15 protein-coding genes and 1 tRNA gene are annotated in these 25,184 nt (G+C 73.9%); 8 read left to right on the plus strand and 8 right to left on the minus strand.

Features of this window, described 5'->3' with window-relative positions; translation table 11 throughout:
• The first annotated feature begins 88 nt into the window (after positions 1 to 88).
• Entirely contained in the window at positions 89 to 604 is a 516-nt protein-coding gene (locus tag ACZ3X1_RS10490; protein ID WP_356814636.1) for a GNAT family N-acetyltransferase, read from the plus strand.
• 75 nt (positions 605 to 679) lie between these two features.
• On the opposite strand, the gene ACZ3X1_RS10495 is transcribed toward ACZ3X1_RS10490, so the two are convergent.
• On the minus strand, positions 680 to 1,933 hold the full coding sequence (locus ACZ3X1_RS10495) for a hypothetical protein (RefSeq protein ID WP_467278508.1): 1,254 nt from the start codon (positions 1,931 to 1,933) through the stop codon (positions 680 to 682).
• 302 nt (positions 1,934 to 2,235) lie between these two features.
• Here ACZ3X1_RS10495 and ACZ3X1_RS10500 point away from each other — a divergent pair.
• Positions 2,236 to 2,309 (plus strand) — tRNA-Met (locus ACZ3X1_RS10500).
• Positions 2,310 to 2,798: 489 nt separating this feature from the next.
• A complete protein-coding gene (locus ACZ3X1_RS10505) occupies positions 2,799 to 3,824 on the plus strand; it encodes a M23 family metallopeptidase (protein ID WP_467278511.1) in 1,026 nt (341 codons plus the stop codon).
• Here the strand turns inward: ACZ3X1_RS10505 and ACZ3X1_RS10510 are convergent.
• The 4 genes from ACZ3X1_RS10510 to ACZ3X1_RS10525 form a co-directional block, all read right to left on the minus strand.
• A complete protein-coding gene (locus ACZ3X1_RS10510) occupies positions 3,733 to 5,136 on the minus strand; it encodes a PrsW family intramembrane metalloprotease (protein WP_467278514.1) in 1,404 nt (467 codons plus the stop codon). The genes ACZ3X1_RS10505 and ACZ3X1_RS10510 overlap by 92 nt on opposite strands.
• Before the next feature lie 43 nt (positions 5,137 to 5,179).
• A complete protein-coding gene (trmB, locus tag ACZ3X1_RS10515) occupies positions 5,180 to 6,010 on the minus strand; it encodes a tRNA (guanosine(46)-N7)-methyltransferase TrmB (RefSeq protein ID WP_467278517.1) in 831 nt (276 codons plus the stop codon).
• A gap of 233 nt (positions 6,011 to 6,243) precedes the next feature.
• Positions 6,244 to 7,476 (minus strand): L-2-hydroxyglutarate oxidase, encoded by a 1,233-nt coding sequence (gene lhgO, locus ACZ3X1_RS10520; protein WP_467278520.1) that lies wholly within the window; start codon positions 7,474 to 7,476, stop codon positions 6,244 to 6,246.
• 29 nt (positions 7,477 to 7,505) lie between these two features.
• Positions 7,506 to 9,167, minus strand: coding sequence for a sporulation protein (locus ACZ3X1_RS10525; protein ID WP_467278523.1), 1,662 nt, complete (start codon positions 9,165 to 9,167; stop codon positions 7,506 to 7,508).
• A 629-nt stretch (positions 9,168 to 9,796) separates the two neighbouring features.
• Here ACZ3X1_RS10525 and ACZ3X1_RS10530 point away from each other — a divergent pair.
• Both ACZ3X1_RS10530 and ACZ3X1_RS10535 read left to right on the plus strand, forming a co-directional pair.
• A complete protein-coding gene (locus ACZ3X1_RS10530; RefSeq protein ID WP_467278527.1) occupies positions 9,797 to 11,992 on the plus strand; it encodes an asparagine synthase-related protein in 2,196 nt (731 codons plus the stop codon).
• Between the two features lie 697 nt (positions 11,993 to 12,689).
• The gene (locus ACZ3X1_RS10535) at positions 12,690 to 15,947 is read left to right on the plus strand and encodes an AfsR/SARP family transcriptional regulator (protein ID WP_467278530.1); all 3,258 of its coding nucleotides are present in this window, start codon (positions 12,690 to 12,692) and stop codon (positions 15,945 to 15,947) included.
• Positions 15,948 to 15,985: 38 nt separating this feature from the next.
• On the opposite strand, the gene ACZ3X1_RS10540 is transcribed toward ACZ3X1_RS10535, so the two are convergent.
• Both ACZ3X1_RS10540 and ACZ3X1_RS10545 read right to left on the minus strand, forming a co-directional pair.
• Entirely contained in the window at positions 15,986 to 18,022 is a 2,037-nt protein-coding gene (locus tag ACZ3X1_RS10540) for a sigma-70 family RNA polymerase sigma factor (RefSeq protein ID WP_467278534.1), read from the minus strand.
• A 265-nt stretch (positions 18,023 to 18,287) separates the two neighbouring features.
• Entirely contained in the window at positions 18,288 to 19,064 is a 777-nt protein-coding gene (locus ACZ3X1_RS10545) for a TetR/AcrR family transcriptional regulator (RefSeq protein ID WP_356814645.1), read from the minus strand.
• Between the two features lie 333 nt (positions 19,065 to 19,397).
• On the opposite strand from ACZ3X1_RS10545, the gene ACZ3X1_RS10550 reads away from it, so the two are divergent.
• Both ACZ3X1_RS10550 and ACZ3X1_RS10555 read left to right on the plus strand, forming a co-directional pair.
• The gene (locus ACZ3X1_RS10550; protein WP_362628376.1) at positions 19,398 to 20,828 is read left to right on the plus strand and encodes an NAD(P)/FAD-dependent oxidoreductase; all 1,431 of its coding nucleotides are present in this window, start codon (positions 19,398 to 19,400) and stop codon (positions 20,826 to 20,828) included.
• A gap of 135 nt (positions 20,829 to 20,963) precedes the next feature.
• Entirely contained in the window at positions 20,964 to 22,817 is a 1,854-nt protein-coding gene (locus ACZ3X1_RS10555; protein ID WP_362628826.1) for an ATP-binding SpoIIE family protein phosphatase, read from the plus strand.
• Between the two features lie 69 nt (positions 22,818 to 22,886).
• Here the strand turns inward: ACZ3X1_RS10555 and ACZ3X1_RS10560 are convergent, their stop codons facing one another.
• Positions 22,887 to 24,170 (minus strand): MFS transporter, encoded by a 1,284-nt coding sequence (locus tag ACZ3X1_RS10560; RefSeq protein WP_467278606.1) that lies wholly within the window; start codon positions 24,168 to 24,170, stop codon positions 22,887 to 22,889.
• 124 nt (positions 24,171 to 24,294) lie between these two features.
• Between ACZ3X1_RS10560 and ACZ3X1_RS10565 the strand changes: the two genes are divergently transcribed.
• On the plus strand, positions 24,295 to 24,831 hold the full coding sequence (locus tag ACZ3X1_RS10565; protein ID WP_356814647.1) for a MarR family winged helix-turn-helix transcriptional regulator: 537 nt from the start codon (positions 24,295 to 24,297) through the stop codon (positions 24,829 to 24,831).
• Positions 24,832 to 25,184 lie beyond the last annotated feature (353 nt).

Below are 25,184 nucleotides of genomic sequence, written 5' to 3' on the forward strand. Positions count from 1 at the left end.
CGGGGCGCTGTGCTGTGTCCGGGGGCGGTCGGCGGGCGCGGCCGTAAACCGGATGAACCCCCGGGCGGCGGGCGGTAGCGTCGACGCCGTGACTCCGGTTCTGCGTACCGAACGCCTGCTGCTCGACCCGTACACCCCCGAGGACGAGGAAGCCTTCGTGGCCCTCTTCCAGGACACCCGGGTCTCCCGGTGGATGGGGGACGGTCCCGCCACCGAGGCCGAGGACCGCGCCCTGTTCGGGCGGGTCTTCACCAAGGTCTACGCGGAGGACCTCTTCGACGTCTGGGCCGTACGCCGGGACGGACGGCTGGTCGGGCACGCGGAGATCAAGCGGACCGACGAGGTCGGCGGCCACGAGCTCGTCTACGCCCTGGCCCCTGAGGCCTGGGGATCCGGACTGGGTACCGAGATCGCGGAGGCGGTCGTCCGTCACGCCTTCGACGGCCTGGGGCTGACCGAGGTGCACGCCACGGTGGCCGCGCCCAACAGGGCTTCCCTGGCCCTGCTGACCCGCATCGGCTTCGCGCACGTCCGTGACGTGCGGGAGGACGACGGCTCCACCACCCGCGTCCTGACCCGCCGCCGCGCCCCGGCGGCCGCCTGACGCCTTTGCGTCCACCACGTGGAGCGCCCCGCCCGAGGATTCGGGCGGGGCGCTCCGGGGTGTGGGGAGGTGCGATCAGACGGTGGTGCGGCGGCGGCCGAGCCAGGCGGCGGCCGCGCCGAGCGCGACCAGGGCCGCGGCGAGGCCCGCGTACAGGCCGGTGGACGAGCCGGCGCCGGTGCTGGCCAGGGAGCCCGTGGAGGAACCCGTGGTCGTCACGCCGGAGTTGCCCGTGGTGGTGGCGACGGCCTGCTGGACGGCGGGGGTGGAGGAGGGAGAGGCGGTCGGGGACGGGGTGGTGGTGGCCGGGGTGGTCGGGCCGGTGGTCGGTACGGGGTCCGGCTCCGTGATCGGGACCAGCGGGAACTGCACCGGGACGGTCGTGAGCGGCCAGGTGTTGCCCTCGGCCTGGCGGACCTCGGCCTCCATCGTGATCACGGTGCGCTTCGTCAGCTTGGTGTCCTTGCCCAGGCTGAGCCGCAGCGGCTGGGTGTGGACGCCGGAGGCGGCGCCGAAGCCCTTGGCGATGCGGGGCAGCTCGTAGCGGCTGTCCTTGGCGTCCAGGTCCTGCCAGCGGCCGTCGATCAGGGCCTGGAGGCGGAAGTCGGCCTTCTCCTCGCCCGGGTGGGACAGGGTCAGGCTGGTGGCGAGCGGGACGTTGAACGTGCCGTCGCCGGTGGCCTGGTGGTTCAGGTCCAGGTACGCGCGCTGCTCCTGGCCGTCCTTGCCCGAGCTGACCTGCTTGAACCAGGTCTTCAGCTCGCCCGTCTTGGTCTGCGGGTCGACCTTGAAGAGGTGGGAGTCCGAGCCGCCGGGTGCGACGGAGTTGTTGTGGCTGGTGGCGGTGAAGTTGAAGTCGCCGTTGTTGGTGGGGTAGTTCGCGCCGAGGCCGAGGGTGACCTTCCAGGTCATCTTGCCGTTCGCGGGGATGTCGAAGCCCTGGCCGGGCTCACCGGCGGACGGGGAGAACAGGCCCTGCCACTCGCCGTCCTGCTGGCCGACCGAGGACTTGGTCGCCGGGGCGTCCACCGCTTCGACCTTGAAGACGACGTCGTCCTTCTGGAGCAGGCTCGGGCCCTTCGGGTCGAGGAGCATCCACGGCTTGTACTCGACGGCCTTGCCGGTGGGGTTCTTCACCGTGAGGTCGAAGGTCTCCGTGGCGCCGCCGCGGGTCAGCGGGCCGCCGGGGACGGGAGCGCCCATCTCCGTACGCAGCACGGCGTGGTCGTCGGCGGCGGGTGCGGCGGACGCGGCGGTGGCCGAGAGCGGCAGCAGAGTGGTGACAACGCCGGCGACGACTGCGATGGCGGCTGCGGTGCGAACGGACATGGTGGACTCCCCCCAGGAATCACGAGGGCATCGGCAGAGTGCCGAGCCGGTTGGTGTGGTCTGTGTCGTCCGGCCGGTCCGTGTTTCCCCCCGGCCCTGGCGACAGATGAATCTTCGCCCGGATCCGATCGCGGAACCATCCCTGCAGTGTCACCGGCATGCAACAGAGATGATCTTCGTTCGTCGGCTACCGGTTTCAGGTCGGTTTCGGCCTTTGACCTGCGGTGATGCCGATCCTGAGGTGGGCCGGCGGTTAATTGGCGGAGGGCCGCTCCGGGATGCCGTACAGTTGTGTTCACCGACGCGGGGTGGAGCAGCTCGGTAGCTCGCTGGGCTCATAACCCAGAGGTCGCAGGTTCAAATCCTGTCCCCGCTACTGAAGGCGAAGGCCCGGTTCCCTTGGGAACCGGGCCTTCGTCGTGTTCCCGGCCCTTCGCCGTGCTCCCCCTCCTTTCCCGCGCCCCGTCACCCGCACGGCCGCCGCCGGGTCGCCGTACGCCCGTACCTGCGGCCGGCCTTGAAGGGCGCGGCGGCGGGCGGGCCGGTGGTGAGGGGCGCGGACGGCGCCGCGTGACGGTGCGTAAGCGAACGGGTGCAGTGTGCAAGCTGATTGAGTGCCGGTCATATCAGGCTTGTGGCTGACGAGGTGGGTGAGTCCGCTGATTTTTGCCCGAGTTGATCCTGTATTGGGTGAAAAGGAATGGCCAAAGCAAGCCAGGGCGTGGTCGATTGGTGAGAACGATCAAGCGCAACAGCTTGGAATCACTCCCTCACTTCTATTACCTTTCGATAACGCAGCGCGGTCGTCCCGGCCGTCGCAAGAGACGGCACCGTGCGCGTGCGTGTCAATGAGGAGTGTGCCCCAGTGGCCTCCAACTCGCCTGCTCCTGAAAGCATCGAGATCCAGGAGCCGCCCACCGCGGGTGCCTGGGGCGAGTGGAACCCCACCGAGGACTCGGTCCGTCCGGTCCGCGGCAAGCACCGAGTCGCCAAGCAGCGCGGGGGACTTGCCCGCAGCTCCACCGTGCTCGGCGTCGGTGTCATCGCCGCCGTGGGCGCCAGTGGCATCGCCACCGCGCAGGACCGGCCGCAGGTCGCAATATCCCTGCCCTCTCTGCCCGGCCTGGTGACCGGTGACGACGACCGTCCGGGCGACGGAGGTTCCGGTCAGGGGGCCGCGGCCGAGCGCGGTGGGACGACCGGGATCATCGCCCAGCAGGCCGGCCGCGGCGCGGACGCCGGCGAGCTCCTGCGCAACCGCATCCTCCAGCAGGCCGAATCGCAGCACGAGGCCGCCGAGGCAAAGGCGCGCGCGGAGGCCGAGCGGGCCGCGCAGGTGGCGGCCGCCCAGGAGGCCAAGGACAAGCTGGAAGCGGCCCGCCAGGCGGCCGAGGAGGCCAAGGCGCAGGCCGAGGCGAAGGCCGCCGAGGAAGCCGAGTCCGCCCGGAAGGCCGCAGAGGCCAAGGCGGCGCAGGAGCGCCCCGCCGCAGCGGCCGGAAGCTGGTCCCTGCCCACCTCCGCCTACACCCTCACCTCGCACTACGGCGTCTCCGGCTCCATGTGGTCCTCCGGCCACCACACCGGCTTGGACTTCGCGGCGCCGACCGGCACCCCGGTCAAGGCCGTGGGGGCCGGGAAGATCACCTCGGCCGGCTGGTCCGGCGCGTACGGCTACCGGATCGTGCTGGAGCTGGAGGACGGCACGGAGATCTGGTACTGCCACCTCTCCTCGATGTCGGTGACCTCGGGTGCGGTCGGCGCCGGCGACACCATCGGCCGGGTCGGCGCCACCGGGAACGTCACCGGCCCCCATCTCCACCTGGAAGTACGCAAGGGCGGATCGACGATGGACCCGCTGGCGTGGCTGGAGTCCAAGGGTCTGAACGTCTGAGGGACGGCTCCGGGCGCCGAGGCACTCGCCGAGGCTCTTGCCGCTCGCCCCGCCGCTCGTCCTGCCGCCCCTCCCGGCGCGGCTCGGGGACGCCCGCCGCGGCCGCGGGCCGCAGGGGGTCGAACCAGGGCGGAAGCAGCTCCTCCATCACCGCGGCCCGGGCCAGTGCGGGCCCCGCCGTCGCGCGGCGCTGCCACAGACGGTGCAGCAACTCCCGCTCCCTCCCCGCGAAATCCGCCTCCCGCCGCGGTCCCCCGCGGCGCGCCCGGTTCCGCAGCAGCGCCAGGGCCGCGGCGTCCGCCTCGTAGCGGGCGACCGCGCGTCCGGCGGCCCGGCCCCCGCTGCGCCGGGCCAGGGCGCGGGCCAGCGACCGGGCCGGCATCGAAGCCAGGGCGGGCACTTCGGCGGGAGCCAGCCAGCCCGCGGCCGCGTACAGCGCCAGCTCCCCGGCGACGGCCCGCAACCGGCGGTGCCTTATCCGCACGGCCAGCCACACCAGCAGCCCGAACATCGGGACCATCACGCAGACGTACATCACGTAGAAACCGTGGTCCCCGAACTGCGAGGAGCCGTTCCACAGGGCGTGCATGCCCATGGCCAGCGCCAGACCGAGCAGGGGCAGGCAGACCCGGCGCGAGCGGCGCGCGCTGACGGCGGCCGCGCCGAAACCGAGCCCGGTGAGCACGGTGAACAGCGGGTGCGCGAAGGGCGAGAGCACGATCCGTACGAAGAAGGTCGCCGCGGTCACCGAGTCCAGTACGCCGGTGCCGTCGGCCAGGTCCTGAACGAAGGCGTTGCCGAGGTAGAGGATGTTCTCGGTGAAGGCGAAGCCGGTGGCGGTGAAGCCGGCCACCACGAAACCGTCGGCGGGGCCGGTGAAATGCCGTCTGCGGAAGACGAACACCAGCAGCAGCGCCGCCGCCTTGGCACTCTCCTCCACCACCGGGGCGATGGCGATCGAGCCGAGGTGGTCCGCGCCGGAGGGGTCGGCGGTGGCCGCGGCTATCCACTCGGTGGCGAAGTTGTTGGCCAGTATGGCGATCAGCGCCGCGGTGCAGGCACCCCAGGCGAAGCAGAACAGCAGCTGCGGCCAGGGCGCGGGCGCGGCCCGGCCCAGCCACCGGAAGGCCGCCATGAGCGGGGCCACCGGCAGCAGGGCCAGACCGAGGCCGACGAAGAAGCCCGGGGTGCCGGTCTGCTCCCGCACGAGTTCGAGGATGGAGATGCCGGTGCCGGCGAGCAGGACGAGGAGCACGCACGTGCGGACCGTGGTGGACGGACGTGCGAGCACGGGGCGGAGCGCTCGGAACACATCATGACCCTAGCGATCCGCTCTGACACGCGCGGTGACGTTGTCAGTTCTGCGTGCGGCGGAAGAGCAAGTCGTGTACGACGTGGCCCTTGTCGAGGCCCTGCCCCTCGAAGCGGGTGAGCGGCCGGAAGTCGGGGCGCGGGGAGTAGCCGCCGTCGGGCTGCGTGTTCTCGAAATCGGGGTGGGCCGTGAGGACTTCGAGCATCTGCTCGGCGTACGGCTCCCAGTCGGTCGCGCAGTGCAGCACGGCTCCGGGCGCCAGCCGGGTGGCGGCCAGGGTGAGGAACTCGGGCTGGATCAGCCGGCGCTTGTGGTGGCGGGCCTTGGGCCACGGGTCCGGGAAGTACACGCGGATCCCGGCGAGCGAGTCGGGCGGGAGCATCTCGCGGAGCAGGATGATCGCGTCGCCGTTGGCGACGCGCACGTTGTCGAGGCCGCCCCGCTCGGCGAGGGCGAGGAGGTTGCCCTGACCGGGGGTGTGCACGTCGACGGCGAGGATGCCGGTCGCCGGGTCGGCGGCGGCCATCTGCGCGGTGGCCTCGCCCATGCCGAAGCCGATCTCCAGGACGACCGGGAGGCCGTCGAAGAGCGTCGCGAGGTCGATGACCGAGTGGCCGTCGATGTCCAGGCCCCACGTGCCCCAGAGCCGCTTGAGGGCCTCCCCCTGGCCCGTGGTGACCCGGCTCCGCCGGGGCTGGAAGCTCCGGATCCGCCGCTCGTGGTGCGAGCCGGCCGGGTCGGGCGAGGGGCCGTCGGGGAAGCGGGGCTCGGTGCGCCACTTGGGGGGCACGTACGAGTTCGCCTCCGGCGCGGCGTAGTCGGCGACGGGAGCGTCCGGGACGGCGGGCGGCGTGGGGTTCAGGGACTCAGACACAATGCGCTGATTCTACGACGGGGGGTCGCGGCGCCGCTGCGCGAGCGGGTGGGGGGTCGGCGCCGGGCGCGGGGCGGGGGTGGCCGCGACTGCAGGGTCTACGGCGCCCTGGGGGGATCGGGTCGTCGTGCGGCGCGTGGCGCGCCACACATCGTGTTGCACGTCCCCGGCCCCCCCATCCCGCTCCCGGCGCCTCCGGCTGCTTCAGCCTCGCCGGCCGGGGTGGGAGCCGGTCAGGCCGTGGTGAGGGTGCGCAGGACGCGGGTGGCGATCTCGCGGCCGATCGGGAGGGAGGCCGTCGCGGCCGGGGAGGGTGCGTTGAGGACGTGGATCGTGCGCGGGGCGTCGCGGATCAGGAAGTCGTCCACCAGGGTGCCGTCCCGCAGGACGGCCTGCGCGCGGACGCCGGCCGCGGCCGGACGGAGGTCCGCGGCGTCGACGGCCGGCAGCAGGCGGCGCACCGCCCGGGTGAAGGCCTGCTTCGACAGGGAACGGTGGATCTCGCCCGTCCCGTACCGCCAGTGCCGGGAGGCCATGCGCCAGGCGCCGGGCCATACGAGCTCCTCCACGAGGTCCCGCGGGCGCACGGTCGACCAGTCGTACCCCTCACGGGCGAGCGCGGGCACGGCGTTGGGGCCGACGTGGACGCCGCCGCCGATGCCCCGGGTGAGGTGCACCCCGAGGAAGGGGAACGCCGGGTCGGGCACGGGGTAGACCAGCCCGCGGACCAGTTCCGGACGGGCCAGGTCGTAGTACTCGCCGCGGAAGGGGATGATCCGCATGCCCGGGTCGTCGCCGGCCAGGCGGGCGATCCGGTCGCAGTGCAGGCCCGCGCAGTTCACCAGCGTCCGCGCCCGGAACACCAGGCCGGACGTGGTGCGCACGGCCACCGCCGAGGCACGGCGCGAGATCAGGCCGACCTCGGCGCCGTAGACGATCTCCGCGCCCGAGGACTCCGCGAGCTGGGCGCTCACCCGGCCGTAGTCCACGATCCCGGTGCTGCCGACGTGGATCGCGGCCAGGCCCTGCACCTGCGGTTCGTACTCCGAGATCTGGGCCGGGCCCAGCTCGCGCACCGGGATGCCGTTCTCCCGGCCGCGCTGGACCAGGGCGTGCAGCCGGGGCAGCTCCTCGCGCTCGGTGGCGACGATCAGCTTGCCCGTCACCTCGTGCGGGATCCCGTGCTCCGCGCAGAACTTCACCATCTCGGCGGCGCCGCTCACCGCGAAGCGCGCCTTCAGCGAGCCCGGGCGGTAGTAGATCCCGCTGTGGATCACACCGCTGTTGCGGCCCGTCTGGTGCCGGGCCGGGCCCGACTCCTTCTCCAGGACGACCACCCTCGTACCCGGAGCCAGGCGCGACAAGGCGTGCGCCGTCGACAGGCCGACGATCCCGCCGCCGATCACCAGCACATCGCAGTCCACGCCACCGCCCACGCCGACACCTCCCACCCCTGCATACTGCACCCCCGCACCGACAACGAGGCCACGCGGGTCTACGCCGGAGCCACGAGGAGGGGCCGGGCCCGCTCGCGCAGCTCCGCGACGCGCGGTTCGTCCCCGTAGGGTTCCAGGCGGTGCAGCAGGTCCCGTACGTATTCGGTCGTGCGGGCCGAGGAGATCCGGCCCGCCACCTCCACCGCCCGGGTGCCCGCCGCGCACGCCGCGTCCAGATTGCCCGACTCCAGCTCCGCGACAGCGCTGACGACCAGCCGCAGCCCGTGGGAACGTACGTACTCCTCCGTGGGCCGGGACAGCGCCTGCTCGGTGAAGCGCCGCACCTGCCGCGGGAGTTTGAGGTCGCGATAGCATTCCGCCGCATCGGCCGCAAAACGGTCGTACGAGTAGAAACCGAGCCAGGTCGGATCCGGGTCGCCCTCGCGGGACCGCTCCAGCCAGCCCTCCGCGGCCCGCAGCGCCGCGCCGGCGGCCGCCGAATCGCCCGCCTTCGCGTGCGCCCGGGCCTCGACGAGCCGGAAGAAGCTCATCGTGCGCGCCGTGGCGAGGCCGCGGTTGCGCTCGACGGCCGCCTGGGCGAGGTCTACGCCCTCGTCCGGGAAGTCCCGGTAGGTCGCCTGCAGGGACATCGAGGCCAGCACGTAGCCGCCGAGCGGTACGTCCGCGGCCGCGCGGGCGAGGCGCAGCGCCTGGATGTAGTAGCGCTGGGCCGCCTCCTGCTGGCCGGTGTCGAAGGCCATCCACCCGGCCAGCCGGGTCAGTTCGGCCGTCGCGCCGAACAGGGCGCGGCCCACCTCGTCGGTGTACGAGCCGAGCAGCAGCGGCGCCGCGTCGACCCGCAGGCACTCGGGGACCATCGACGAACGCCAGTCGCCGCCGCCGTACTTGGAGTCCCAGCGGCGGGCGTCCTCCGCGGCCTCGCGCAGTTTCGTCACGTCGTTGTGGCCCACGCGCTGGACGTGGTCGCGCGGCGTTTCGGCTCCGTGCTGGGCGGGCACAACGGTGGACGGCGGGCCTGCCGGGCCCGTCGGCGCCGTCATCGGGCCCGTCGCCGGCCCGGTCGTACGGCCTGCCGGTGTCCCGTCCGACATTGTCGGGGGCGCCGGTGTTCCGGGCGTCGGCGACGGCTGCTGTGACGGGAGGTCGCGCGCCGGTGCGTCCTGAGCCGGAGCATCGTGGGCCGAGGAGGCCGTGGACGTGGGCCGGTGGCGTGCCGTGCCCGCCGGTTCCCGCGCCACCGAGCTGTCGGCGGGAGATATCAGCCACCGCGAGGCGGGCGTCGCGTACGCCGCCACGGAGAACGAGCCCGCGAGCGACTGCCAGATCCCGCCACCGCCGCGCCGCCCGGCGAGGTCGAGCCGGTAGAGGTCGGTGGCCGAGCGCACGGCGGCCCCCACGTCCCGCGGGAAGGCCAGCCCCACCTCGGGCGCGGGGTCCGCGTCCGCCAGGCCGATCTCGTGCAGCGGCACCGGCCGGCCCAGCTTCGCGCCGATGGCCGCGGCGATCAGGTGCGGGGCGGCGCCCTGCGGCACCATCCCCTTCGACACCCACCGGGCCACCGACGTCTTGTCGTACCGGAGCGTCAGGCCGCGCTGCGCGCCGAGGTCGTTCACCCGCCGGGCCAGCCCGGCGTTGCTGATGCCCGCGAGGGCGAGGACGGCGCCGAGCTTCTCATTGGGCTCGCGGAGCTCCCTGGACATGCGCCACCCCTCGTCACACGCGGAACGCAGACGCCGCCGGGGCATAGGCGCCCGGCATTTCGTAAACCCAGCGTAGTTCCCCGCCTCCCAAGCGTTAAGGCCCTTACTTCCGTATGGCGGGATTGTTGTCCGTTTGCACAGTCCGCCCCGGAGCCGGTGCCGGGGCGCACGTCCCGTGGCGTGCTCCGCCCGTGTGGCCGTGCGCCCGCCCGTGCGCTCTGGCCGGTCCGCGGACCCGGCGATTCGATGTGCGGTGCGTGGGTCGGCCCACTGCGTGGATCGGGCGGGCCGGGAGATGCCGCTGCCTCAATCCCCGCGGGTGGCGGAACGGTCCGGGAGGCGGATTGCGCCTCCCGGACCGCGCCCGCGCGCCGGGCGCCGGCACCGCGCGACGGCTCTCCAGGCGGCCGAAGAATGGCTGAAAGCGACCTATGGGGCGGTGGGAACGGAACGCCAAATACTGCGTGGCCGGGGCGTGTTCGTTTGCGTGTGCGCCCCCTATAACCCCTCTCGTACGCCTGTCCCGTGGCAGCATGGACCCGAGCCACCGGGGTCCAGACGGCCACGCCCTCAGCGCTGTCCGTGCTGCCCGTGCCCCGGTCATGTGCCCACGGGCTGGGGAGGCGGCGATGCGCTGGTTGGTGGGGTGGAGCAGTATCGCCGCGAGCTTCGGCACGGCCGGCCGCGTCTCCGGCCTCGGAGGACCCGGCCACGGGGGCGGGTACGGCGGTGACGGCGCGCCCGTGCACGGCGGCATCGCGGACGCCGCCCATGCGGCCGACCCCGGCGCGGACGCGGAACGCACCGTCCACCCCGTCGGCGCACAGCTGCTCTGGGGGGATCCCGACCCGCTCTGGGCCGTCGGCGACTGGCGCCCCGACGAGATCCGCACCGTCACCGCCGACCCCGCCGACCCCTTCACCCGGCTCGCCGTGCTCGGCTGCTGCGGCGCCACCGACGCCGAACTGCGCAGGGCCCTCTACGCGGCCCGCGGCGGCGCGCTGCGCCACCTCACCCAGTGGTCCGGCAGCTACACCGCCGTGGTCCAGGCCGGCCGCCGCATCACCGTCGTCGGCGACCTCGCGGGCGCCCGCCCCGTGTTCTACACCCCGTGGGCGAGCGGCACGGCGTACGCCACCGCCGCCCTCCCGCTCGCCGACCTCATCGAGGCGCAGCTCGACATCGGCCATCTCGCCGCCCTGCTGGCCTGCCCGGACAGCCCGGAGGCGCTGGGCGACGGCACCCCGTACGCGGGGGTCCGCCGCATCCCGCCCGGGCACGCCCTCATCCTGCGCGAGGGCTCCCGGGAGATCACCGGCTACGAGCAGGTGGCCTCGCTCGCGGTGGCCGCGCCCGAGGCCGACGCCGACCGCGCGGTGGAGGGCGTGCGGGAAGCATTGGTGGACGCGGTGCGCGCCCGGCTCACGGCTCCGCGGCATGCTCCCGAGACGCTGTCACCGTACGATCCCGGCCCGGTGCCCGGCATGGGCCCGGCCGACCGGCGTGCGGCCCGCGGCGCGCCGGCCCCCGGGGTGGGCGCCGACCTGTCCGGCGGCAGCGCCTCCGCGACACTCGCCCTGCTGGCGGCCGGTCTGCCGGGGGCGCCGGGCAGCCTGACCAGCCCGGCCGGTGCGCGGCTGCTGGCGGTCACCTTCAACGACCTGGCCACCCCGCAGGGGCGCGAGGACGAACTGGAACGGGCCAGGGCCATCGCGGCCGACCCGCGCCTGCACCATGTCGTGGTCGCCGCCGCGGCCGAGGCCCTCCCGTACACCGACCTGGACGGCCCGCTCACCGACGAACCCGGCCCCTCGCTCGTCTCCGCCGCCCGCGAGCGGCGCAGACTCGCCGCCGGAGCGGCCGACCACTTCACGGGCCACGGCGCCCGGCAGGTCCTCGACGCCCACCCGGCCCGCATGGCCGACCTGTTGATGGACCGCCGCCGGCGCCACCTGCTGCGCCCGGTGGCGGCGCTGGCCCGGTCCGCCTCCGCCTCGGGAGCCGGCGGGGAGTCCCTGCTGGTGCCGATCACGGTGTATTCGGCGGCCCGCAAACTTGCCCGTACGACGTACCGCGCGGGCATGGAGGCGGCCGCGGCCAGACTTCGCGAGGGCGGCGTCACCGAGCGCGCCTCCGGTCCGGTGGACGCTTCCCTCGCCGCCCTGACCTGGTCGCGGCCGGGTCCGGCGGCGGGCTGGCTCACGGGTGAGGCGCTGGCGGAAGTATCGATCCGGCTCGCGGCCGCGGCCGGGCGCCCCCCGCTGTCGCTGCGCCCGGGGGAGGCGAGGGCCCGTTCCGTGCTGGCCCGTCACGCCGCCGACCACCGAATCTTCGAACAGGCCGTGGAGGTCCGCAGCCAGCGCCTGCACGCCCCTTTCCTCGACAACCAGGTCGTACGGGCCGCCCGCGCCCTGCCCGAATCCCTGCGCGTGCAGCCCGGCGCCCGGGCCGCAATCCTGCGCAGCGTCCTGTACTCGGCCGGTGTGCGCGAGCTCCCGCCGGGCTGGGGCGCCACCGCCCACACGCCGAACGAGACGGCGACCGGCCTGGGGCTGCGCGCCGCCCTGAGCGACCTGCTGGAGCTCTTCGCCGCCCCACTGCTCGCGGACGCCGGGCTCATCGAGGCCCGGGTCGTGCGGCAGGCGCTGCTCGACGCGGCCGAGGGCCGGCCGGTCCCGCTGGACGGGCTCGCCGAACTCGTCTCGATGGAGCTGTGGCTGCACCGGCTGCTGGCCCGGCGCGGCACCTGCTGGACGGGGACGTCCGCGGCGCGGCGCCGGGCGGTGCCCGAGGGGGTCCCGGTGCACCGCCCGGCGCTGTCCTGACGGTTCGGGCGGCGCCGAGGACCAGGGCGGTCGCGATCGCCGGGCCCGAAGCCGCCGCCCAGCCGGTAGCAGAGGTCGAACAGGCCGATGGCCGTCTCCCTGAGGGGTGCGGGGCGCATCGGTGCCCACCCGCGCTGCTCCGGCACCGCCCCTCGCCGCGCTCCTTCCCCTCGTCGGCCCTGCGGGCCCGGGGAGCCCCCTCATAACGCCAGACCCTGGTCCTTGATCCGGCCCCATCGGCAAGGCACCTCGGAGGCCGCGGCCGCGCAGGCTGCCGGCCCGGCGGCTCCCGGCACTGCGGCTCGGGGCTCTTCGCCGCTCCGGTGCTCGCGGACGCCGGGCTCGTCGAGGCCCGGGGTGTGCGGTAGGGCTGAGGGTCGGCCGGTTCCGCACTGCGGCTCGGGGCTCTTCGCCGTTCCGGTGCTCGCGGACGCCGGGCTCGTCGAGGCCCGGGTTCTGCGGCAGGTGCTGCTCGACGCTGCCGAGGGCCGGCCGGTCCTGGTGGACGGGCTCGCCGAACTCGTCTCTGCGGAGCGCTGCCGGCCCGGCGGGGCCCGGCACCGCGGCTCGTCGCACTGCCACCGGTCGCAGAGGTCCGCGTCGAGGAACTACTCCGCCGGGCGAGCCCCCGCCGGCCGCGTACACGCCCCGCCGGGTCCGCCCTCCGGGCGAGCGGGCGACCGGGCAGAATTGCCCGGTGCGGTATCTCATCCTCGGCGTCACCGAGGCGCGCGACGAGACCGGCGCCCCCCTCCCGATCGGCGGCGCCCGGCTGCGCGCGCTCCTTGCCGCCCTCGCCCTGCGCGCCGGCCACCCGGCCTCCGTCGCCGAACTCGCCGACGGCGTCTGGGGCGACGACCCGCCCCGGGACGCCCCCGCCGCCCTTCAGGCCCTCATCGCCCGCCTGCGGCGCGCCCTCGGCGGCCGCGACACCGTCCACGCCGCCCCCGCGGGCGGTTACCGCCTCGCCGCCACCCGCGACGACGTCGACCTCCACCGCTTCACCCGCCTCGCCGCACAGGGCGACCGGGAACTGGCCGCCGACCCGGAGACCGCCGCCCGCACCCTGCGCACCGCCCTCTCCCTCTGGCGCGGACCCGCCCTCGCCGACCTGGCCGAGCCCGCCCGTACCGCACACGCCGCCGCCCCCGAGGCCCGCCGCGCCGCCGTCCTGCGCCGGCGCATCGAGGCGGACCTGCGCAGCGGCGCCGCCGCCCCGGCCGAACTCCTGCCGGAGATCGAGGCACTGGTCCACGAAAGCCCGTACGACGAACCGCTCCGTGCCCAGCAGCTGCGCGCCCTGCGCGCCGCAGGCCGGCCCGCCGACGCCCTCGCCGCGTACGAGCGCACCCGCCGCGCCCTCGCCGACGGCCTTGGTACCGACCCAGGGCCCGAACTCACCGCCCTGCACGCGGAACTGCTCCGGCCGCGGCCGCCGCAGACCCCGCCGGGCGGGCCCACCGCGGACACCGCCCACCCGCCGGAGGCCTCCCGGGGCAACCTCCGCCCCCGCCTGAACTCCTTCGTCGGCCGCGAACCCGAACTGGCCTCCCTGCACGGCGACCTGACCCGGCTGCGCCTCATCACCCTCACCGGCCCCGGCGGTTCGGGAAAGACCCGTCTCGCCGAACACGCCGCAGCCGCCCACTCCGAGCCCGGCTGGCTGGTCGAACTCGCCCGCCTCGACCACCCCGCCGCCGTCCCCGGGGCCGTCCTCAGCGCTCTCGGTCTGCGTGAGAACTCCCTCGTCTCCCGCGAGACCCCGGCGCCGACGGCCGCCGCCGACCCGACCGCACGCCTCGTCGAGCACTGCGCCCACCGCAGCCTGCTGCTCGTGCTCGACAACTGCGAGCACGTCGTCGAGGCCGCCGCCGAGCTCGCCGAACGCCTCCTCACCCACTGCCCCGGCGTACGGGTCCTGGCCACCAGCCGCGAACCCCTCAACATCCCGGGGGAGACCGTCCGCCCCGTCGAGCCCCTGCCGCCCGACCCCGCCCACCGGCTCTTCGCCGACCGCGGGGCGGCGGCCCGCGCCGGGTTCACCGTGGACGAGGACCCGGCCGCCGTGGCCGAGATCTGCGCCCGTCTCGACGGGCTGCCGCTCGCCATCGAGCTGGCCGCGGCCCGGCTGCGGCTGCTGACCCCGCGGCAGATCGCGGACCGGCTCGACGACCGTTTCCGGCTGCTGACGAGCGGCGCCCGTACGGTCCTGCCGCGCCAGCAGACCCTGCGGGCCGTCGTCGACTGGTCCTGGGACCTCCTCGACGAGGCCGAGCGGACCGTTCTGCGCCGGCTGTCCGTCTTCGCGGGCGGCTGCGACCTCGCCGCCGCCGAAGCCGTCTGCGCCGACGGGGACGGCGACGGGGACGCCGCCTTCGACGCCGCCTTCGACGTCGCCGACACCCTCGGCTCCCTCGTCGACAAGTCGCTCGTCCTGGCAGAGCCGTACGAGGCCCACGGCATGCGCTACCGCATGCTCGAAACCATCCACGAGTACGCCGCCGAACGCGCCGCCGCCCACCCGGCCGACGCCCGGGCCACCGCCCGCCGCCACGTCGCCCACTTCCTCGCCTTCGCCGAGCGGGCCGAACCCCTGATCCGGTCTGCCGCCCAGCTCCCCTGGATCCGGCTCGTCGAGACCGAGCTCGACAACCTCCGCGCGGCCCTCCACACCACGACCGTCGATGAGGTCGACGTCGAATCCGCGCAGCGCCTGGCCTTCGCCCTCGGCTGGTTCTGGTGGCTGCGCAACTACCGCGGCGAGGGCGCCGAATGGACCGCCCGGATCCTCGCCCTCACCCCCGTCCAGCCGCCCGAGGGCTCGCCCGCATACTGGCGCCGCATGCGTCTGCAGGTCTTCGACATGTTCCTGCTCGCCGAGAGCAATTCCGCCGAGAGGTTCCGCACCCCCGAGTACCGGGACCTCGCCGTCCGCATCAAGACGGCCTTCCGCCACGGATCCCCCGAGACCGCGGTCTTCCCCGGCATCCTCTGGCCCGCCACCTCCTTCCTCACCGGCGACGTCCTCGAATTCCACACCGACCTCGACCGGTCCGTCGAGAACTGCCGCCGCCACGCGGGCGACTGGGAACTGGGCATCGTCCTCATGCTGCGCACCCACGTCGCCATTGACGTCACCGGCGGCCTGCCCACCGTCGACGCCGACCTCGCCGAGCTCCACACCATCGCCCAGCGCGTCGGCGACCGCTGGACCCGCGCCCAGGTGGCGAGCGCCGCCGGGGAGATCGCCCTCTCGCGCGGCCGGTACGCCGAGGCCCGCACCGCGTTCCAGGAATGCCTGCGCCTCGCCCGCGAAGTCGGGGCCCACGTCGAGGCGCCCTTCGCCATCGCCCGGATCGCCGAGGCCGCCTACAGCGCGGGCGACCTCGACGACGCCGAGCGGCTCCTGGCCGAGGCCGACGAGGAGTCCGACCAGCACGGCGGCGTGTACGACGTCAGCGCCTACGCCCGGCTCCTCGCGGCCATGCTCGCCCTCCAGCGGGGCGACGCCGTTCGGGCCCGGACCGAGTGCGAGCTGGCGCGCGTCCAGACCGAACGCATCACCGTGCCGGCCCAGCTCACCGCCGGGCTGGACACCGTCGACGCCGTCCTCACCGCACGCGAACGGGGTCCGGAAGCCGCACTGGGCCTGATCGGGCCCGCCCTGAGCACCGCCGTCGCCGCCCGGTGCGCCGAGCGCGTCCTGGCCGGCATGGCCGAGGCGGCGGCCCGGTTCCTAGCGGACGCCGGCCGCTCCGCGGAGGCCGTACGGGCCTTCGCGGCGGCCACCGCCTGGCGCGCGGGCCGGCCCCGCTCGGTACCCGAGAAGGCCGTCGTGGACGGTCTCCCCGAACGCACCCGCGCCCTGCTGGGCCCCGACCGCTGGGCGCGGGAGGAGGCCGCGGGCGTCGTACTCACACCCGCCGGCCTCGCCGCGGCGCTCACCGCCGGCTGACCGCCGCCGACTGATCACGGCCGGCTGGTCAACGGCAGCTAGCAGCTGATCACCGCGTCGGCCCAGCTCGCCAGCGTCGGCAGGCTGCCCGGTCCGGCCTGCTCCACCACCAGCCGCAGCGACTCGCGCCCGGCGAGGGAGACCTGCACGGCCACGGGCGGATCCTCGTACCCGAGGGCGCCGGACCGCCACAGCCGCTGCCCGTCGGCGTACACGGAGAACCGCACCGACCCGTCGGTGAACAGCGACAGGCCGTCCACCCCGGCCCATGCCGAGAAGGTGGTGCACTGCCGGTTGAGGGCGATCTCCACCGACGAACGCGAGTTCACGGTGATCCCCTGCGCGAACCTCCGGTCGCCCACCCGCAGTCCCCAGCGCTGCCACACCCAGCTGCTGCGCCAGGTCTGCAACTCCGGCCCGCCGTGGTCGCCCTGCACCGCATGCGGGAGCACGGCCAGCCGGAACGACTGCGGCGGCTTGGGAACGGGCGGCGTCGTCGTCGGCGAGGGCGCGCTCGGGGACGGCGCGGGCGCGGGCTCCTCCCGGCCGGGGGAGGGCGACGGGGAAGCGGAGGGCGCCGGCGCGGCCGGGGACGGAGAGGCCGCGGCCGACGGCGTCGGCTTCTGCGACGGCGGTACGGTGGCACGCGCGGGCGGCGGCTCCTCCTCGGCCGGGCTCGGCTCCGCCGAAGGCGACGGCGAGGCAGCTGCCTTCGGCGCGGCCGGAGCCGCCGCGCTCGGCGCGGGCTTCGCCCGTGCCTGGGGCTCGGCGTCGTCCCCGGCCAGCGCGAACACCACCCCGGCGGCCGCGGCCACCGCGATGCCGGCGGCGATGGCGGCCTTGGCCGGCAGCCCCAGTCCCTCGGATGCCAGCGCACCCCCGACCGCGGACCCGGACCCGCCGGCCCCTCCGGCCCCGGCGGCGCTCCCTGCGGCCCCGACCCCGGTGGCACCGCTCCCGGCGGCACCTCCCGCGGCTCCGGCCGCGCCGGCCGCAGACCCGCCCCCGGCGGTCGACCCGCCCGCGGCCGCCGCCGCGGCACCGGCCCCGCCTGCGGCGACGGCTCCACCGGCCACCACCCCGGCGGCCTTGGCCGCGTACCCGGCGGCGAACCACCCGATGACCGCCACCGGAAGCAGCGCGGGAATGCCCGCGTTGACGTCCTTGAGCTCCCCGGCGGCCAGCCGGCACTTCGCGCACTCCTCCAGGTGCCCCCGCAGCCCCCGCTCCGCCCGCATTCGCAGCCCGCCGCGAGCATAGGCGCCCAGCCGGTCCGCGTACCGTGCGCAGTCGCCGCCCTCACTCAGCGCCGAACTCACATGGGCTTGCAGATAAGCCTGCTTGAGCCCCTCGCGGGCTCGACTGGCCAGCACCGCGGTCGCGTTGGCGCTCAGCCCGAACAGCGGCGCGATCGCACTCGGCGAGGCCTCCTCGACCGTGGTGTGCCACAGCACGGCCTGCCACCGCTCGGGCAGGCTACGGAAGGCCTGCATGGCCAGCGACTGCTCGGCCACCCGCATCGCCCGCACGTCCGCGCCCAGTTCAAGGGTGTCGTCCCCCGACAGCCCCGACATCCCGGTGCCGCTCTCCGTGCGCGCGGCCGCCTGCTCCGCGAAGACGGCGAAGTCCTCGACGAGATGCTCCCGCCTGGCCGTCTTGGTCCAGGCAGCGGCGACCCTGCGCACGGTGGTCAGCAGGTAGGCCCGCACCGACTGGTCCGGCCCGGCACCACCCCGTACCGCCTGCAGGGTCCGCGCGAACACCTCGGCGGTCAGGTCGTCGGCCGTGTGCCCGTCCCGGCAGCAGGACCGCGCGTAGCGCCGTACCGACTCGGCGTGACGACGGAACAGCTCCTCGTACGCGCCGTCGTCGCCGCCCCGCATCCGCGCGATCAAGTCGCCGTCGGAAGGCGGCAGATCGCCCCCGGCACCGCCGCCCGGGACGGAGGGCCCCGACGAACGTGCGTGCCGCCCGCCCGCTTCGCGCTGCGCCGGCACCTGTCGGGCGGGCGGGCTGCCCACCCCGGTCTCGCTCCCGGCACCACCGGGTGACTCTTCACGCCCGTCAATGCTCATCGCGGAAGCTCCCGCACGACACGCTCAACCGGTACACCGATCAAGCGTGTCACATGGCGGACACGCGCCGGGCCCCTCTGCGCACCATCCACCCGTCCGGGCAAGTTCCGACGCACCACCGACCAGCCCACCAGCCATGCGGACGGACTGCCGGCACCGCCCCGTCGGCAACACCGGCCCGCCCACAGCCCCGTGCCGACCTGCCGAACCGGCCCGAACCGGTCCGGTACCGACCCGCCGACGGGTCGGCACCGGACCGACGGGATCACACCGTCCGGGAACGCAGCCCCTCGAGCAGGATGTCGAGCAGCCGGGTCGAAGCCGCCGCCTGCTGTGCGGGGTCGGGCAGCGCGGGCGCCGCCGTCGCTATCACCAGCAGCACATCGGCCACCGTGACGTCGGCACGCAGCTCGCCGGCCTCCCGCGCCCGGTGCACCAGCCGGCCGACGACCTCCAGCAGCGCGCCCGCGCCCGCGTCGTCCGACGGCTCGTCCTCCGCCGCGTTCCGCGTCGCCCCCACGACCCGCAGGCCGGGAGCCCCGGCCGCCTCGGCGGCCTGGCGCTGGTACGGAACCCGCGCTTCCTCCGCCTCCTCGGCCGCCTCCTCAGCGGTCGAGCCGACGCGCAGCACCTGCGGCGGCAGCAGCCGCCCGGCGCCCGAGGCCACGGAGGTGCGCAGGAAGCGCGAAAGCGCCTGCCACGGCTCCTCCTCCTGGCCCAGAGCGGTCCTGGCCTGCTCGGTCAGCCGGGCCGTCTCCTCCTCGGCTATGCGCCGCACCAGGACGTCCTTGCTGGGGAACCGCCGGTACACCGTGCCGACACCGACCCGGGCGCGGCGCGCCACGTCCTCCATCGGAGCCCCGTAGCCCAGCTCGCCGAAGACCTCGCGGGCCGCGCGCAGCACGTGCTCCAGGTTGCGCTGGGCGTCGACGCGCAGCGGAGTGGAACGCCCCATACCGTGCGTGGTCGGGCTGGTCATGGCACGACCGGTGCTCTCGACCGAGAGCGCGGTCGCAGAACCATGGAAATCGGAAATGTTCATATGTATCCCCCGGTAATCATTTGTCTCCCCCCGGAGACACTCCCCGCCTTCACGCCGAGGGGGGCCACGGTCTCAGGCCCGGTCCTCGACGAGATACGAACATAGTTGAGCCAGAGTCAATTCAGAAGAGGCAGCCCCGGACGGACCACCGCCCGATCGGAGCATTCACCCCCACTTTTCCCTTCCATGCCCTCGGAACCTCCCTCTCCGCCCGCTCTGACCTGCGAACTTCCACCCCCGCCGGATGCCCTCTCCCGCCCCGCCCCAGAGCCCCCACCGGTCACACAATGTGTCGGGCCTGTGGACAAACTCCCGGCCACGTTGCGTCATGGGATGGTGAAGGCTGCTAACTCCCGGGGCACGGCCCCCGGTACCCCGCCCCGCACGCGCATCCTGATCGTCGGCGGCGGCTACGTCGGCATGTATACGGCGCTCCGGCTCCAGCGAAAGCTGAGAGCGGGAGAGGCCGAGGTCACGGTGGTCACGCCCGAGCCGTACATGACGTACCAGCCCTTCCTCCCGGAGGCGGCCGCGGGCGCGATCTCCCCGCGCCACGTCGTGGTCCCCCTGCGCCGCGTCCTCGGCAAGTGCCGCATCGTCATCGGCCAGGCCACGCACATCGACCACGCCAAGCGGACCGCGACCGTCAACACGCTCGCCACCGCCGACGAGGGCACCGGCCCCATCGAGGTGGAGTACGACGAACTCGTCCTCGCGCCCGGCTCCGTCTCCCGCACCCTCCCCGTGCCCGGCCTCGCCGACTACGGCATCGGCTTCAAGACCGTCGAAGAGGCCATCGGCCTGCGCAACCACGTCATCGAGCAGATGGACATCGCCTCCTCCACCCGCGATCCCGCCCTCCGCGACGCAGCCCTCACCTTCGTCTTCGTCGGCGGCGGCTTCGCGGGCGTCGAGGCCCTCGGCGAGCTGGAGGACATGGCCCGCTACGCGGCGCGGTACTACCACAACATCAAGCCCGAGGACATGAAGTGGGTCCTCGTCGAGGCCAGCGACCGCATCCTCCCCGAGGTCGGCCTGGAGATGGGTGTCTACACGGTCCGCGAACTGCGCAGCCGCAACATCGACGTCCGCCTGGAGACCCGGCTCGAATCCTGCGTGGACCGCGTCGCCGTCCTCAGCGACGGCGCCCGCTTCCCGACCCGCACCATCGTCTGGACGGCCGGCGTCAAACCCCACCCGGTCATCGCCGCGACCGACCTCCCCAAGAACGAGCGCGGCCGCCTCGTCTGCACCTCCTTCCTCACCGTCGAGGGCGTCGAACACGCCTGGGCCGCCGGCGACGCCGCCGCCGTCCCCGACATCACCGCCCCGCCCGGCACCGAAGGCCCCCGCCGCGAGTGCGCCCCCAACGCCCAGCACGCCGTCCGCCAGGCCAAAGTCCTCGCCGACAACCTCCTCGCCGCCCTGCGCGGCGAGGTCCTGACCGAGTACGCCCACAAGTACGCGGGCTCGGTCGCCTCCCTCGGCCTGCACAAGGGCGTCGCCCACGTCTACGGACGCAAGCTGAAGCGCTACCCAGCCTGGTTCATGCACCGCGCATACCACCTCAGCCGCATCCCGAGCTTCAACCGGAAAATGCGCGTACTTGCCGAATGGACCCTCTCCGGCCTCTTCAAGCGTGAGATCGTCTCCCTTGGCTCACTCGAACACCCCAGGGCAGAATTCGAACTGGCTGCAGGCGGCGGACCGAAGGCAACTCCCCCGCCCCTCGCCCCCAACCCCCCGCAGAACGGCCAGGGCTGACGTTGTCAGTGCGGTCGGCCACACTGGACGTGTGACCATAGGTGGGCTCACACCTGCACAGAGTGACATCGTCCAGTCAGCGACCGCCCACGAGCGACACAGCGACCACTCGCGACACCACGAGGCTTGAACGCAGTGAACTTCACGCGCTGGAGCGCCCGGTTTCCCGGAACGCAGCGCCGCGCCGCCGCCCGGACCGAACATGCCGCCTCCCAGGCCAAGCGGGGCGAGGGCGCGGTCCCCGCGGCCCGCGGCGGCCGCGCCGACCCCGGAGCGGAGCGGTCCACGCCCGCCGCCGACGGCCACCCCGCCGACCCCACGGTCTCGGGCACCGGATCCGGATCCGGATCCGGAGTGGGCAGCGGCAGCGGCACCGGACCGGGCACCGGCACCACCCCCGCCCAGCGGACCGGCGTCCTCACTGCCGTGCCCTCCCTCGACGAACTCTCCGTGCGCGAGGTCCTCGGCCGGCTCCCCGCCCTCGTCGCCCTCGTCCACGGCCCCGAGCACCGCGTCGCCTACGTCAACGACGCCTACACCGCCGGCTTCGGCGCCCGCACCCCCGGCGCCCCCGCCCACGAGTCCCTCCCCGAACTCGGCGACCTCGGCCTCCTCCCCCTCCTCGACCAGGTCCAGCGCAGCGGCAAGCCCCGCACCGCGAAGAACCGCACCGCACCGGGCGGTGGCAGCTCCTACACCGTCACCTGCACGCCCGTCGAGTTCCCCAAGCCCGGGACCAGGACCAGGACCGGGACCACGCCCACGGCCGCACCCGCGGCCGAAGCGGACGCCCACCACACCGGCATCCTGATCCACCTCGCCGACGTCACCGACCACGCCGAAGCAGCCGAGCGGCTCCGCGCCAGCGAACGCCGCCAGCGCGAGGCCGCCGTCACCCTCCAGCGCTCCCTCCTCCCGCAGGAGCTGGAACAGCCCGACGACCTGCGCATCGCCGCCACCTACCAGCCCGGCGGCACCGAGGCCGCCGTCGGCGGCGACTGGTACGACGTCATCACCCTCGGCGCCGGCCGCACCGCCCTCGTCATCGGCGACGTCATGGGCCGCGGAGTCCGCGCCGCCGCCGTCATGGGCCAGCTGCGCACCGCCGTCCGCGCCTACGCCCGCCTCGACCTGCCCCCGCACGAGGTGCTCCAGCTCCTCGACGGACTCGCCGCCGAGATCGACGCCAGCCAGATCGCCACCTGCGTGTACGCCGTCCACGACCCCAACGAGGGCCTGCTCGCCTACGCCTCCGCCGGCCACCTCCCGATCCTGGTCCGCGACGAGCACGGCACCGTACGCAGAGCCGCCGACCCCACCGGCCCGCCGCTCGGCACCGGCGGCTGGCTGCACAGCTCCGGCACCATCGCGCTCGGCCCCGGCTCCACCGCCGTCCTCTACACCGACGGCCTCGTCGAGCGCCGCGGCGAGGACATCGACGAGGGCGTCGACGCCCTCGAACGCGCCCTCGCCGGCGCCCAGGGCACGCCGAGCGTCATCTGCGACCGCCTCATGCGCGCCCTCGGGGTGGACGCCGACCACGACGACGACGTCGCCGTGATGGTGCTCCAGCAGCCCGCCCGCGCCGGCGCGGACGCCGAGCTCTTCCACAACGCCGCCCTGGAACTCCTCGGCGGCATCGAGGCGGCCCCGCGCGCCCGGGCCTTCGCCCAGGGCGTCCTCGCCTCCTGGCGCTTCCCCGTCGAGCTGTGCGACCTCGGGGTCCTCGCGGCGAGCGAACTCGTCGCGAACTCCCTCCAGCACGGCACCCCGCCCATGCGCCTCCGGCTGCGCCGCACCGACCGCCGGCTGATCATCGAGGTCACCGACGGCGACGACCACCTGCCGCGCCGCCGCCGTGCCGAACCGGCCGACGAGACCGGCCGCGGCATCTCGATCGTCGCCACCATCGCCTCCTCCTGGGGCTCCCGCCGCACCCCGGGCGGCGGCAAGGCCGTCTGGTGCGAATTCGCGTTGCCGGACAAGTAGCCGGACACGCCAAGGCCCCGGTCCACGAGGACCGGGGCCTTACGCACTCAGCTCTCCGTACGTACGCGGCTACGCGGGCACGGGCTCCTTCACCGCGACGGCCGGGCCGCCCTGCGCCACGACCCTGCTCGCCAGCACCGGGTTGTCCTGCATCGGCGTGAGGCGCCTGCCGAGCCGCAGCGCCAGGCCCGCGATCCCGAGCGACACCAGCACGAAGACCGCGATGTACAGCATCGGAACGCCCGCACCGAGCGGCACCCCGAGCGGCCCCAACGCCAGCGCCATCTGCTTGACCAGCGCGAAGGCCGAGTTGTACTGGCCCACCGAGCCCTCGGGCGCCAGATCGGCGACCAGCGGCGCCAGGGTCGGCGACAGCATGGCCTCGCCGATGCCGAACAGCGCGTACGTGGTGATGAACGCGGCGGCGGCCATCATCGCGCTGCCGTGTCCCAGCCCCGAGAACCCGGCGATCAGCCACGCCCCGGTCCAGATCAGCCCGACGAGAGCGATCACACGCGACCGGCGGCGCTTCTCGACCAGTTTCAGCACGACGAACTGCGCGAGGACGATCGCACCGGTGTTGGCGGCGAGGGCGAAACCGAGCGTGGAGGGAGAGATCCCCGCGGCCTCCGTACCGAAGGCGGCCAGACCCGACTCGAACTGTCCGTAGCAGGCGAAGAACACCACGAAGCCCAGCACGCACAGCTGCACCATGGCCTTGTGCCGCATCAGCCGCTTCCAGCCACTGCCACCCGCCTGCGACGGGTCCTTCGGCACGGCGTCCTTGATGCTCGGCACGTGGGGCAGCCGCACGGTGGCGACGACACCCGCCAGCACCAGGAACATCACGGCCTCGATGCCGAACAACAGGGTGAAGCTCCCGGGCCGGGTCTCGTCGACGATCTGACCGCCGAGGAGACCGCCGATGCCCAGACCCAGGTTTTGCATGAAGAACTGGAGGGCGAAGGCACGGGTCCGGGTGGACGGCGTGGAACACCACACGATCATCGTGGCCAGGGCCGGCTGCATCACGGCCTGACCGGCACCGAGCGCCAGCGCGGACAGCAGGATGGGCACGATCCCGGTGGAGAGCCCGAGCGCGAGCGCGCCGGCCGAGGCGGCGACGGCCGCACCCATGACCACGGGCACCGGACCACGTCGGTCGATGACCCGGCCGGTGAAGGGCAGCGCGACGAGGGCGCCCAGGGCGAACGCCACGAACGCGCTCGTGGCGGCCATGGAGCCCATACCCCGCACCTGCGCCACATAGATGTAGAGGAACGGAACCGTGAAGCCGATGCCGAACGCCGTCAGCGCGTTCCCGGCCTGGATCCGCCGCATCGCAGCGCCCATCACCTTGGTCACTTCTCACCCGCCTTGATAACTGAAGACTGAAGACTTCATACCTAAACTTCGATCCTTAACAGTACACACCGAAGGAGTTAGACGCCAACGCGTTCGTGCGATACTTCGACGCATGGGTGACACCCCCGACGGCACCGCGTCCGTCCCCGAGCCGAGCCTCGATGAGCAGATCGCCGTCTACCAGCGCGAGTTCCAGGACCTCGACCCCCAGGTCGAGAAGGTCGTCTCGGCCCTGAGCCGCCTGAACCGGCGCATGAACGTCGCGTACGGACGCCAGACCGCGGCCCTGGGCATCAGCAACGCGGAGTGGGAGGTCCTGAAGGCCCTGGTCCTCTCCGGCGCTCCCTACCGGATGGGCCCGAGCGAGCTCGCGAAACAGCTGGGCCTCACGCCGGCGGCGATGACCCACCGGATAGACCGCATGACGGCGGAGGGCCTGGTCACCCGCGAGCGGGACGAGTCCAACCGGGTCCGCGTGATCGTGGAGCTCACCGACGAGGGCCGCAGCAAGTGGCTGGACGCGATGCGCGCGGCCACGATCTTCGAGGAGGACCTCCTCCAGGACCTCTCGACGGCGGAGCGCGGGGTGCTTGGCGACATGCTCACGCGCCTGCTCGACCGGGTGGAAGACCTTCAGTCACCCAGCTGACCACCGGGGTTGACACAGACTCCACGGGTCCGTAAGGTTCTTCGAGTTGCCCCGCAGCCGGAAGGTTTCGGCGACAACGAATCGGCCGCCTCGTTGCGGCACCCAACTCAGCACGATCTCCCACTGGGAACGATTTCGGCGTGCCCGAATTCATTTCCGAAGGCCGATTATGGATCGCCGGGGAAATCCACTAGAGTTTGGGGAGTCGGAAGGGCCCAACAGCCCCGAAGACAAAGCCCGCTGACTGGGAGTCAGGCCCGAAAGAGTCTGATAGAGTCGGAAACGCAAGACAGCAGAACGAAAGCCCGGAGGAAAGCCCGCGAGGGTGAGTACGAAGGAAGCGTCCGTTCCTT

The sequence above is a fragment of the Streptomyces sp. NPDC023541 genome, from assembly GCF_055559995.1.